Here is a 12,392-nt window from a genome sequence, read left to right as displayed (position 1 = left end):
GTCTCGCGCCGCCCGGCCCGAAGGCAGAAATCCTGTCGCCCGGATCCTGCCCGCGATTTTCAGAGCGATCCCGGTTTCGACGCAACCCGGGGCGCGGTCGTGCCTTGTAACCCGCGAAGCCTCCACCTCTGCGTGGAACGTGAGCCGAACAGGAGACAGAACCATGAGCCTCTACCGCACGATCAACCCGTCGACCGGAAAGACGGAGCGTGAATTCGAGCTGCATAGCCAGGCCCAGGCTTTCGAGAAACTCGAGGCTGCCCATCGCTTCTGGTCCGAGGACTGGCGTCATCGCAGCTTCGCCGAACGGCGCGCAATCGTCGCGAAGGCGGCCGATATCCTCGAACAGAATGCCGAGAAATACGCCCGGCTGATCTCGATCGAAATGGGCAAGGTTCTTTCGGAGGCTGTCGCCGAGACGCGACTTTCCGCGCAGATCCTCGCCTATTACGCCCGGAACGCGGAAAAATTCCTCGCACCGCGCGAGATCGAGGTGGAAACGGGCCGTGCGACCGTGGTGAGCCAGTCGCTCGGCGTCATCTATTGCGTCGAACCCTGGAACTTCCCGTATTACCAGCTCGCCCGCGTTGCCGCGCCAAACCTCATGGCCGGAAATGTCGTGCTTGCAAAACACGCTCCGGGCGTGCCGCAATGCGCTCTGGCCTTCGAAGCCCTGTTCCGTGAAGCGGGTGCGCCAGAGGGCGCCTGGACGAACCTTTTCATCGAGAACGAGGTATCGGATGCGCTCATCGCCCGGGACGAGGTGCGCGGTGTCGCCCTGACCGGAAGCGAGCGCGCAGGCAGCGCCGTGGCGGCCGCCGCGGGCAAGTCCCTGAAGAAGACGACGCTGGAGCTTGGCGGATCCGATCCCTTCATCGTGCTGGACGATGCCGATCTCGACGAGGTGATCCCCAGAGCCGTCGCAGGACGCATGTCCAATAACGGACAGGTCTGCACCGCCTCCAAGCGCATGATCGTGCACGACTCCCTCGCAGACGAATTCGTGCGTCGCCTGTCCGATGCGCTGAAGGAGTTCCAGTACGGCGACCCGCTCGACCAGGGCACCACCCACGGCCCCATGAGCAGCGAGAACGCGATGAAACTGGCCCTGAGCCAGGTGGAAAAAGCCGTCTCGCACGGTGCCGAGCTCGTCACCGGCGGCAAGAGGCTCGAGCGGGACGGGTTCTTCATGCAGGCCGGGCTTCTGACCGGCGTGACCAAGGACAATCCGGTCTTCTACGAGGAGATCTTCGGTCCGGTGGCCATCGTCTATCCTGTCGGGAACGAAGCGGAAGCGGTCGCGCTCGCCAACGACTCTCCCTTCGGGCTCGGTGGCTCGGTCCATACCAGCAATCCCGAGCGCGGACGCAGGATTGCCGAACAGATCGAGACCGGCATGGTGTTCGTCAACGACATTACCGGCACATCGCCCGAGCTGCCTTTCGGCGGTGTGAAGAACTCCGGTTACGGCCGCGAGCTCTCCTTCATGGGTATCCAGGAATTCGTGAACCACAAGCTGATCCGCATGGCCTGACGGCGGAGCGATCGGGCAAGCGGGGCCTCGTGCCCCGTTCGTCCGATCCCCGCCCGCCACGCAACGCCCGGCCCTGCCATTTTGCCGATGGCACGGTGCCCTGCGAGAAGCGCCCCCGGATACGGTCCACAGACCGCGATACGGAGGCCCCGATTTCCCGTCCTCTTCCAGCCAGCGGTGATACGCATGACCGATTTTCCGAAGCCTCCCTTCGACACGAAACTCCAGGACCATATCCCGGGGCTTACCGACGCCATGACCCCCCTGCCCGATCACGGGGAGACGCGATATCGGGGGTCGGGCCGCCTCGAGGGCAAGATCGCCCTGATCACCGGCGGCGATTCCGGAATCGGTCGTGCGGTAGCCATCGGCTTCGCCCGCGAGGGTGCCGATGTCGCGATCTCCTATCTCGAGGAGGAAGAGGACGCGCGAGAGACCGCATCCTGGATCGAGAAAGCGGGACGTCGTGCGCTGCTTCTTCCCGGCGATCTGAAAAGCCGCGAAACCTGCCGCGCCATCGTCGACAAGACGGTCGAGACCTTCGGTCGGATCGATGTTCTCGTCAACAATGCCGCGTTCCAGGTTGAGCGCCTGTCTCTGGAAGAAATCTCCGAAGACGAGTGGGACGATACGTTCGCGACCAATATCGGGGCCACCTTCCGCCTGACGCGCAATGTCGTTCCCCATATGCCGCGCGGTGGCTCCCTGATCCATACCATCTCCGTCAATGCCGACAGCCCCAAGCCGCGTCTTCTGGCCTATTCGGCCACGAAATCGGCCATTCTGAACTTCAGTGGCGGGCTTGCCCAGCTTCTCGGCGAGAAGGGAATCCGCTCGAACACCGTGGCGCCGGGGCCGATCTGGACCCCACTCATTCCCGCCACGATGCATGGCGATCACGTCCATGAATTCGGAGCCGGAACGCCGCTCGGTCGTCCGGGTCAGCCCGTCGAGCTGATCGCGCCCTATGTGATGCTCGCCAGCGATGAGGCGAGCTATATTTCCGGCGCAAATATCGCCGTGACCGGCGGGACTCCCGTCATCTGATCTTCCCCGGTTCCATCCGGACCGGGACCGGACCCGGGACATTGCTTTCTGTCCCGGGTCGGCCATGCGGGTCAGCGATGACCCTGCGACAATTCCCGGGCGAGAGCGGGCTCGTCATAGACATCCCTGAGCGCCGCAACGATCGCGCTGGTATCCGTCGCAACGGCGCGATTGCTGGCGATATCGTAATAGAGCGTCCCTGCCAGGCTGGGCAGATTGCCGTCGAAAATCAGACCCACAGCGTGGCCCTTGCGGTCGAGCACGGGCGATCCTGAATTGCCGCCCACGATATCGTTCGTGGAAACGAAGTCGAGATGGGTCGAAAGATCGAGACGCGGCTTCGCATCGAGCCAGCGTTCGGGAAGCGCGAATGGCTCGCTGCCCGTGGCATGACGATACATCCCCGCGAAATCGGTGAATGGTGCGACCTCCACGCCATTCTTGCGCCAGCCCTTGACTGTTCCGTAGGACAGCCGCGGCGAGAACGTGGCATCAGGATAGAGACCGTCTTGCTTTCCCTCCTTTTTCGCCTTGGCGAAGCGGGCGCGCGCAATATCGCCCTGGGCCTTGTGCAAGGGAGACGTAACCTCGTTGCGCATCGTCTCCCGCAGCTTTTCGTAAGCCGGATAGAGCGTCCTTGCGAAAACGATCATCGGGTCCGAAGAGGCCTCGATCGCCTTGAGACCGCCCTTCCACAGGGCCAGTCTCTTCTGCGGGTCGGACAGGCCGGATGAGCGGATCAGATGGGCGGCAACCCTATCGGGGCTGCTCTTGCCCAGTGCATTCCGGACGAGAGGATCGTCCTCGCCCAGACTCTGACGCATACCGGTCAGGGACAGGGCGAGGCTGGCCGTCTCGAGCTCGGGATAGACCGGCTCTTTCGCGGCCAGCCTCGTTTCGATCTCGCCGAGCTGGGAATCGTGAAAACCGCTGTGACGACGCGCATCGGGTTGCGCGCGCTCATGCGCGGCCTCGACCAGGGTCATGGCATGGGCCGGGAGCCCGCGGAAAACGAGGCCGAGCGCGAGATTGCGGGCGAAGATGTCCTTCTCGAGCGCGATGGCTTTCGCAACGGTCTCGAAAGGTGTTCCATATTCTGCCTTCCGGTCCGGAGCCGCATCGATCCATGACTGGAGCGCCTTGTCCTCTTCCTCGCGCCTTGCGACGATATCGCCCGATTGCAGGGCCGCCTGCGTGCCCGAATAGGATTTCAGCCCGTTCTGTATGCCGAACAGGGGATTTTCGGCCTGCTTGGCGTGCTCCGCGCTCTCGCGGCCATATTGCCAGAGCATACCTTCCCGCACGGAAAGCGCCGCGATGATCGCGGGATTTGCGACATCGCGCTGGAACGCGAGCGCAGCGGCGGGCAAACCGCGCTGCGTGCGACCGGGATTTCCGGAAGTGAAGACGAGCTCGCCCGCTTTCGGCCCTGCCGGGTCGATCTGGAGGTAAGGTGTGTGGACCGGCTTTCCGTTCTCATAGACCCGCAACATGGAGAGATCGATATCGTATCGGGGATAATCGAAATTATCCGGATCTCCACCGAAGAAGGCGATGCCCTGTTCGGGTGCCATGACGATCCGCACATCCTTGTAGCGGCGATAGCGATACAGGGCCGTTTGCCCACCGTGATAGAGCGCGACCATATCGCAACGCCAATGCTCGGAATCATTGCCCACGCAGTCATGGGTCAGACGGCTTTCGACCTCCTGCATCGCGGATGCATAAGCCGCGCCCTCACGGTTTTTCGTCGCATCGGCCACCGCCTGCGAGACATCTTTCATGCTGTCCAGACGGTCGAGCTCCATCCCGGGGCATTGACGTTCCTCGGCGGGATCCTTCGTGTAGAACCCGTCGCGGAAATAGTCATGTCCCCCGTCCGACAAAGCCGAGAGGCAGGCATTGGCGCAGTGGTGATTGGTCATGACGAGACCGTCAGCCGAGACGAACGAGGCGGAACATCCTTCCGCCAGACGCGCCGAGGACTGAACGACGTGCTCGATCCAGGCCGGGTCCGGCGTGAAGCCATAGTGCTTCTGGAGTGCAGCCCTGGGCAGATGATCGAATGTCCACATCCCCTCATCCGCGCGTGAGGAAGACGCGAAGACGAGAGCCGAAAGAAGGGCCGTGGACAATAACAGGGGAGACCGGGACATGCAGGAACTTCTCTCCGGAGTGAATGATATAGTATATCAATTCACATCCTGACACAGTTTGCAAATCGTATCGACGATCATGACCCCGAGGCGGCGTTTTCCGGGCATCCTCACGCTACCGGCACGACAGCGAAACGCGCACGGAATTCCGGCGACAACAGGGACATCTGAACGAGACAGAAGAGATTATTCTGGTTGTCCTGGCGATGCTCTGCAAAGATATCGTCATTCGAAAAAAAATCACTGTAGATTTCATGACGAGAATCCTCTCCCGGCACTGGTTCGTTCCTGTTTTTTCTTCTGTTATCGCAATCTTTTCGATCGGATATATCTCGCCCGCCCCGGTTTTCGATACCCGATATCGGGAAACCGACGCGCTCCTGTGCTGGTGCCTGCTCATGCCGGTCATGTTCGTTTCGTGCTACCGCCCGGCCTCTTGCAGGAAAATCCTGTTCAGAACATGCCTGCTATCCTGCCTCGGTATCTGGATCTGCGAGCGTATCGTGCCGAAAGACGAACGGTTTCTCCTGCTCTATCTGCATCCTCTGAGAGCGATGGGAGGTGCGCTGGCGGGAGCGATCGAATTCCTGTTGCTGATCGGCATTCTGAAGATCGCCTTCAGCGAGACGGGGGACAGCGAACGACTCCAGAGCATGGGCGTTCCGAGGATCGTCGCCCGGGCGATGATGGTGGAAGCCCGTTTCTGGCGCCGGACCGGTCGCTGGTCCGGAGATCGCGCCGGGCGGCTTTTCGCGGCGAGACGCAAGGATCAGGGAAAATGAGGCTCCTGTCGCTCAGGCCCTTCGCATCGCCCCGTGCCTTCGCTGCCGCCCGTGCCTTCAGTGCCTTCGGTGCTTCGCTGTCTCACTGGGATACCGGGTCGCATCCCGAGCCACGCCTGGAATCGTCCTTGCAATCACGAAAATCTCCTCTGCCCGACCGACGGGCTCCGTCTCACTTCGGGACCGTTACGAATGCGATAAACGGGAAAATTCCGTTGCCGATCAAAGGCCCGGCCGTCGTCTCCCGATCTTCGTCTTATTTCACAATATGATGTTTATATATTGTGAAATATTCCAGACCGATAACGACACGATTACATAAAAGCTTAACTTTACCCTTACCGGCGCAATAACGATTTTCCGCTGCATCCATGACCATATGTGTCGGAGAGACCGGTGAGAAAATCAGTACTGTTCCTTGTTGCCACCACGGCGATCACCCCCGCTCTCGGCGACAGGGCCCGGGCCGAAGCCCGCGCGGAAACCGGCGTCACGGGCGCTCCGGAGGATCTGCATCAGAAAAGGGCCGACAAGACGACGGCCATGACAAAGCAGAACAAGTTCTTCAAATCGACGGGCGATGCCGAGCAGGTGATCGTGACCGGCACGCGCGAGAGCCACGTAAAGGCCCGGCAGAGCATCAGCCCCGTGGTCGTGATCTCTGCCAAGACTCTCGAGCGCACGGGCGAACTCAATGTGTCGAACGCCCTCACCCGCACCTATCCGTCGATCACCATGAGCGCGCGCGGTTCCAACACGAACTCGCTCGTTTCCTCCGTGCAGATGCGCGGGCTCGGCCCGAATGAGACGCTCGTGCTCGTGGACGGAAAGCGCCGCCATTCGACGGCCAATATCGTCCAGAAACCCGGGCCGCAATTTGCCTCCTCCGGTGTCGATCTCAACATGCTCGCCGGAAACATGATCGATCATATCGAGGTACTCGAGGATGGCGCAGCGGCCATGTACGGCTCGGACGCGATTGCCGGCGTGGTGAACATCATCACCAAGAAGAAGGATCACGGCCTGTCGCTCAGCGGTCAGGGTGGCGCAAATGCCTATCTCGGCAATGGCGTGCAGTATCAACTCGATGCCGATGGGGGTTTCAAGCTCGGCAAGGACGGGTTCGTTCATCTGGGCGCGCAGTTCTATCACACCGAACATGCGATCGCCTGGGGTCCCGATCACGCTTTGCTCGGTGCCTGGCCTGCGGGCGCCGATACGAAGAACTATTTCGTGGGCGTCAGACCCGGCTCCGAGAGCTGGCGGGGACGAAAGACAGACTATCTGAGCACCCCGAAGGAAACGCGTGAGACCTTTGCCCTGAATTTCGGCAAACCCCTTGCCGAGGGCGTCGAGCTCTACGGGCAGGCCACGCTGGCCTATCGCCACGCGGAAATGCGCGCCTATAAATTTCCCTATATCGTCCCCGCCGCCGGTATCGAGGAACTGCGCCCGATCACAGCCGATGACGAGCTGGATTATGCAGCCGAGCTCGGCCTGAAGGGAGAGGATCTCTTCGGCTTCGACTGGAACCTCTCCAGCGTCTATGGCGGCGACAATTCACGCATCAGCATTCGTGACGTCGTGAATCTGGGGCAGCTGGCCCGCACCGGATACTCGCCGAGCAAGTTCTGGGACTATACCCAGAAAAACACGCAATGGACCAATAATCTCGATCTGCGCCGGGGTCTGAAGATATGGACCATGCCGGTCAGCCTCGCTTTCGGCGGCGAACACCGCCTCGACTCCTATCAGATCGTATCGGGCAACCCGGAATCCTATCTCGATGGCGGCCCGGTCGAACATGCCGGCATCCCTCCCCAATCGGCGGGAACATGGTATCGCAATATCTATTCGGCCTATGTCGATGCCACCTTCCGGCCGACGCGGAAACTCTCGATCGATGTTGCCGGACGGTACGAATACTATACGGACACGGAAAATACCGAGAACGGAAAGATCTCGGCACGATACGATTTCACCAACCGCTTCGCGCTGCGCGGCACGATCGCGAACGGCTTCCGTGCGCCAACCCTCCAGGAATCCCATTTCAGCCGACTCAACATCTATGCGGGAACCGGCAGCGTCGGCGGGCAGCTTCCCGTCCAGTCCGATGCCGCGCGCTCCCTCGGGGCGCAGGGTCTCAAGCCGGAGCGCTCTGTCAATGCGAGCGCAGGTTTCACGATGGAGCCGGTACGCGGGTTCCATGTCGAGGCCGACGTCTATCAGATCAACCTGCGCGATCGCATCGTCCAGGGCGGCACGATACGCGGGCCGCAGGCTCTGGACGCCATACGCTCCTTCGGGTTCGACGTCTCGCCGACTGCAACGAATGCAGCCGCATCCTCGGCCTATTTCCTTTCCAACGGCGCCAGCACGCGAACGCAGGGCCTCGATATCAAGGCGGATTATCTGGTTCGCATGCACAGCTACGGCAATCTTGCGCTTACCGGGGCTCTCAACCTCAACCGGACGCGCCTGCATCATAACGGTCTCTCGACCCTCGGCAGACCTCTGCTGAACGAGCAGACCATCGGCTATATCACCACGGCGACCCCACGCAGCAAGATCATCCTGAATGCGCTCTGGACCGTCGGGAAATGGGACATCAACCTGCGTCAGACCCGCTACGGCGAAACCACCAACATGATGACCTATCAGGACTGGACACCGGCATCGGCACGCTGCGAGAAGGGCGGCGCCCTGCGCTATTCGAACAGCTGTTTCGGACAGTTCAAGAACACCCCGCGCTGGCTCACGGATATCGAGATCGGCTACAGGATCACCTCCCGGATCCATGCAAGCCTCGGCGTAAACAACGTGTTCAATGTGCGCCCGCGTCGTCTTCCCGGCGTTCTGGTCCCGGCAGGCGGCTCGATGTACGACCAGTTCTCCAACCAGGTTCCCTTTACCGGGGGCTATTATTTCGGCCGCGTCAGCGCCAGCCTCTGAGACGCGCCAGCCTCTGAGCGCCAGCCTCTGGGAGCGGTCTCTCCTTCCGGGAGCGACATCCTCCCGGGCCGGTTCGGCCTTCATGGAAACGGGGCCCGGCCTGTCTGCACCTCACCACTGCGCCTCCGTACTGCGCCTGCAATGCGCCAGTAACGCGCCCCGGGTGCCACCGGATGTCTCACCCGGGGGGCCTTGCCCCGGGAGCGCATCATGAACCTCAACGCACGCTGCATCGTCGGATGCAGCTTCGGATGCGCCGGGCTGACGGGCAGGGATTGACACCCGCATTGCCAGGCCCGACCTTCCTGACGCGACACACCGCCCATAGAGAGGAATTCGGATGTTCAGCCACGTAATGCTCGGAAGCAACGACCTCGAACGCTCAAAGACCTTCTACGACGCCGCGCTCGGTGCGCTCGGCTGTCCTCCGGCAACGCCGGACCCCAAGGGACGTCTGTTCTACAGCCATGACGGCGGCCGTTTCATCATCACGAAGCCGATCGACGGCAAACCCGCAACAGGTGCCAATGGCGGCACGATCGGCTTTCTCGCCTCCTCCCCCGAGGCCGTAAAAGCCTGGTACGAGGCGGGAGCGGCACATGGCGGCACCCCCATCGAGGCACCGCCGGGCCCGCGCGAAACCGCAATGGGTACGCTCCATCTCGCCTATCTCCGCGACCCGGACGGCAACAAGCTCTGCGCTTTCTACAAGGAAGGCTGAACGACGCTGACGGACGGGGCGATTGCGCCCCGATCCGCAATCTCATCCCCTTCCCTAACTCCGCCTGCGCGCCCACAGCTTCCCCGGGAATCGCATCGTGCCGATCATTCCGGCTTCCGGGATCCGCCGGTTCCGGAACCGCGTATGGCCCCGCTTCCGCCGAAGAGCCGTGCGTAAAGCACGGGCAATACGAAAAGCGTCAGGGCGGTCGAACTCACCAGCCCACCGATCACGACCGTGGCGAGCGGCCGTTCGACCTCCGCCCCGGCACTGCCCGAAAATGCCATCGGGAAAAAGCCGAGACTAGCAACTGAGGCCGTGGCGAGAACCGGACGGAAACGGCTTCGCGCCGCCGCAAAGGCGGCCTCTGCCGCACTCGATCCTGCCGCGCGAAACGTGCCGATCTGACTGAGTAGAACGACCCCGTTCAGAATGGCGACCCCGAACAGGGCAATGAAGCCGATACCTGCCGCGATGCTGAAAGGGAGCCCGCGCAGCGCCAGCGCGAAAACGCCTCCCATCGCCGCCACGGGCAGGTTGCAGAAGACGAGACCAGCCGCCCTGGGCGATCCGAGTGCGGCAACCAGCAGCACGAAGATAAGCGTCAGCGCGACCGGAACGACGCGCTCGAGCCGCGCCATGGCCGTCTGCAGGTTGCGGAACTGTCCCGACCAGGCAAGACGATATCCCGGCGGCAGAGCGATCGCCGACACCTTTCGGCGCGCCTCGGCGACGAAGGAACTGACATCCCGCCCCCGTATATTGGCCTGCACGACGACACGCCGATGCAATCCGTCACGATCGATGCGTGACGGCCCCTGATCGAGGCGGATCCGCGTCACATCCTTCAGGAGCGCCCATCCCTTGCCGTCCTGTCGTCGCAGCTGCAACCGGCCGATCCGGTCGATAGACCGGGAGACGGCTGACGGAAAACGGATCTGGGTCGGAATCAGGGCATTGTCGAGAATGACTGGCCGTCCGATATGCCCACCGATGGCCTCGATCGTGGCCAGTATCTCCGGCACCGCTATGTCGAACCGGCCTGCCGCGTCCCGATCGACGTCGATATGGAGATAGGGAACCGTTCCCTCGCCCTGTCTGGCGACATCGGCCGCTCCGCGTACGCCTGAGACGGCCTGCACGACCTGTGCCGCAAGGGTATCGAGCACCGGGAGATCGTCTCCATAGATGGAGATCGCAAGCTGGGTCCGGACGCCGGATAACAGATCGTCCATTCTCATCTCGATGGGCTGGGTCCATGAATAGGCGGCATCGGGCATGTCATGCGTCAGTTTCGCATTCATCTCGTCAACGAGACGTGCCTGCGTCATGCCCGCGCGCCACGTCGATCGCGGCTTGAGGAAGACGAAGCTGTCCGTCTCTCCAACGCCCATGGGATCGGTCGGGATCGCAGCGGTACCCGTGTTGCTGACCACGGTTTCGACTTCGGGAAACTGCCTGAGAATCCTCTCCTCCGCCGTGACCGATGCCAGCACCGTCGGCAGAGAGGCGCTGGGCAGACGCATCGCGCTCACGACCAGAGCGCCTTCCTCGAGCTGGGGGACGAATTCCCCTCCCAGATCTGCCGCAAGGAACAACGCCACCCCCATGAGAAGGCCGGTCGCGCCGAAGACCGCCCGGGCATGGCGCCCGCACCAGACGAGAGCCGGCTCGTAGAAACGGCGACACAGCCGCACAAAACGGGTTTCCCTGTCGTCGCCTCGCCCCCGCAGCAGGAGGGCCGACAGGACCGGCACGACGACGAAACAATAGGTCAGCGAGACCAGCAATCCCATGATGATGGTCTGAGCCATGGGGCGGAACATGCGTCCTTCCACCCCTTCGAGGGTCAGGACCGGCAGATACACCACGATGATGACCAGCACCGCGAAGATGACGGGCCGCGACACGAGGCGCACGGTCCTCACCGCCAGCTCCGTCATGGAGCGGCGCCCCCCGTCCCGGGCACGCTCGACCATCATGTGCTCCACGATCACGAGAGAGCCATCGACGATCATGCCGAAATCGATTGCCCCGAGACTGAGCAGATTTGCCGAAATCCCGAAAAACCGCATCCCGACGAAGGCCATGACAAGCGAGACCGGGATGACCGAGATGATGACGAGCGCCGCGCGCCAGTCCCCGATCACGACCAGAAGGGTCAGAAAGACGAGAACCGCGCCGAGGGCGAGATTTTCCCTGATCGTCCGGATCGTTTCGTCCGTCAGCGTGGCGCGACTGTAGAGCTGTCTGAGCGTGACGCCGGGAGGGAGCTGCTTTTCTATCGCGGGGAGTGCCCTTGCGATCGAAGCGAGAACGGCGTTCGAACTGGCCCCCTCCTGCATCAGCACGACGCCGTTGACGATCTCTCCCTTTCCGTCGCGCGTCACAGCACCCAGACGCTGGCGTCCCCCCAGGGAAACCCGCCCCAGATCGCGCAGGCGTATGGTGCTGCCATCGGGACCGTTTGCGACAGGGATCGCACCGAATGCCGCAAGAGACCCGATCAGCGCCCGCCCGACCACGACCCGCTGCTCCGCCTGATGGGCGATCCAGCCACCGCCCGAAGCGGCATTGTCACGCTCGATCGCCGCATAGACCGTCTCGAGGCTCACGTTATGGCTGCGCAGCCGGGCCGGATCGATCGTGAGCAGATAGGTCTCCTCGGCGCCGCCATTGACATTGACATCGGCCACCCCGGGAACGAGACGCAGCTGCGGCGCGACGGACCAGGTCATGAGACGATTGAGCGCGAGGGGAGAATACCGGGAATCGCCCCTGATCTCGATCTGCATGATCTCGCCCATTCCGGTCGCGAGCGGCCCCATCGTGACGGTCACGGGCGGAACGATGGCCGCGCGCGCGCGCTGGAGGCGCTCACTGACCCGGCTACGGTCGAGATCGATATCCGAGCCGTCCTCGAATTGCAGATAGACGACCGAAACGCCGTTTCTCGATACGGAACGCAGATCGATCAGCCCGGGCAGGCCGGTAAGACTGGACTCGATCGGAAAGGTGATCTCCTTCTCGACCTCCTCGGTCGCAAGCCCGGGCGCCGTCACCGACACGAGCACCTGTCTGGGCGAGATATCGGGAACCGGCTCGACCGGCAGCCCCGGAACCGCCAGCAGACCGGCAAGCACGCACAGAAGAGCCAGACCGAGCACGGCGAGCCTGTTTTTCTGCAGGGCCATCCACAT

The 12,392-nt window shown here is 62.4% G+C and carries 7 protein-coding genes; 5 read left to right on the top strand and 2 right to left on the bottom strand.

Annotation, left to right across the window (positions count from 1 at the left end; all coding sequences use genetic code 11):
* Nucleotides 1-163 precede the first annotated feature (163 nt).
* Nucleotides 164-1,534, top strand: a complete 1,371-nt coding sequence (locus tag SSA02_RS00830; protein WP_147092042.1) for an NAD-dependent succinate-semialdehyde dehydrogenase — start codon at nucleotides 164-166, stop codon at nucleotides 1,532-1,534.
* A gap of 186 nt (nucleotides 1,535-1,720) precedes the next feature.
* On the top strand, nucleotides 1,721-2,581 hold the full coding sequence (locus tag SSA02_RS00825) for an SDR family oxidoreductase (RefSeq protein WP_147092041.1): 861 nt from the start codon (nucleotides 1,721-1,723) through the stop codon (nucleotides 2,579-2,581).
* Between the two features lie 71 nt (nucleotides 2,582-2,652).
* On the opposite strand, the gene SSA02_RS00820 is transcribed toward SSA02_RS00825, so the two are convergent.
* Nucleotides 2,653-4,737: a S46 family peptidase gene (locus SSA02_RS00820; protein ID WP_147092040.1), complete on the bottom strand. Its 2,085-nt coding sequence runs from the start codon at nucleotides 4,735-4,737 to the stop codon at nucleotides 2,653-2,655.
* 254 nt (nucleotides 4,738-4,991) lie between these two features.
* Here SSA02_RS00820 and SSA02_RS00815 point away from each other — a divergent pair, with 254 nt between their 5' ends.
* The 3 genes from SSA02_RS00815 (at nucleotide 4,992) to SSA02_RS00805 (ending at nucleotide 9,192) form a co-directional block, all read left to right on the top strand.
* Nucleotides 4,992-5,519: a hypothetical protein gene (locus tag SSA02_RS00815; protein WP_147092039.1), complete on the top strand. Its 528-nt coding sequence runs from the start codon at nucleotides 4,992-4,994 to the stop codon at nucleotides 5,517-5,519.
* 543 nt (nucleotides 5,520-6,062) lie between these two features.
* Complete coding sequence (locus SSA02_RS00810) at nucleotides 6,063-8,471, top strand: TonB-dependent receptor plug domain-containing protein (RefSeq protein ID WP_147092611.1); 2,409 nt, start codon at nucleotides 6,063-6,065, stop codon at nucleotides 8,469-8,471.
* A gap of 340 nt (nucleotides 8,472-8,811) precedes the next feature.
* The gene (locus SSA02_RS00805) at nucleotides 8,812-9,192 is read left to right on the top strand and encodes a VOC family protein (RefSeq protein WP_147092038.1); all 381 of its coding nucleotides are present in this window, start codon (nucleotides 8,812-8,814) and stop codon (nucleotides 9,190-9,192) included.
* Between the two features lie 104 nt (nucleotides 9,193-9,296).
* Here the strand turns inward: SSA02_RS00805 and SSA02_RS00800 are convergent, their stop codons facing one another.
* Nucleotides 9,297-12,392: an efflux RND transporter permease subunit gene (locus SSA02_RS00800; protein ID WP_147092037.1), complete on the bottom strand. Its 3,096-nt coding sequence runs from the start codon at nucleotides 12,390-12,392 to the stop codon at nucleotides 9,297-9,299.

The organism is Swaminathania salitolerans, from assembly GCF_007988945.1.
Taxonomy (GTDB): domain Bacteria; phylum Pseudomonadota; class Alphaproteobacteria; order Acetobacterales; family Acetobacteraceae; genus Swaminathania; species Swaminathania salitolerans.
The sequence above is the reverse complement of the archived record's forward strand: the minus strand, read 5'-3'. Positions and strand labels throughout refer to the sequence as shown.

Bases quoted from the DNA above. Each gene is read 5' to 3' on its own strand.
- SSA02_RS00830 (WP_147092042.1), top strand. From the start codon at position 164: ATGAGCCTCTACCGCACGATCAACCCGTCGACCGGAAAGACGGAGCGT.
- SSA02_RS00825 (WP_147092041.1), top strand. From the start codon at position 1,721: ATGACCGATTTTCCGAAGCCTCCCTTCGACACGAAACTCCAGGACCAT.
- SSA02_RS00820 (WP_147092040.1), bottom strand. From the start codon at position 4,737: ATGTCCCGGTCTCCCCTGTTATTGTCCACGGCCCTTCTTTCGGCTCTC.
- SSA02_RS00815 (WP_147092039.1), top strand. From the start codon at position 4,992: ATGACGAGAATCCTCTCCCGGCACTGGTTCGTTCCTGTTTTTTCTTCT.
- SSA02_RS00810 (WP_147092611.1), top strand. From the start codon at position 6,063: ATGACAAAGCAGAACAAGTTCTTCAAATCGACGGGCGATGCCGAGCAG.
- SSA02_RS00805 (WP_147092038.1), top strand. From the start codon at position 8,812: ATGTTCAGCCACGTAATGCTCGGAAGCAACGACCTCGAACGCTCAAAG.
- SSA02_RS00800 (WP_147092037.1), bottom strand. From the start codon at position 12,392: ATGTGGATGGCCCTGCAGAAAAACAGGCTCGCCGTGCTCGGTCTGGCT.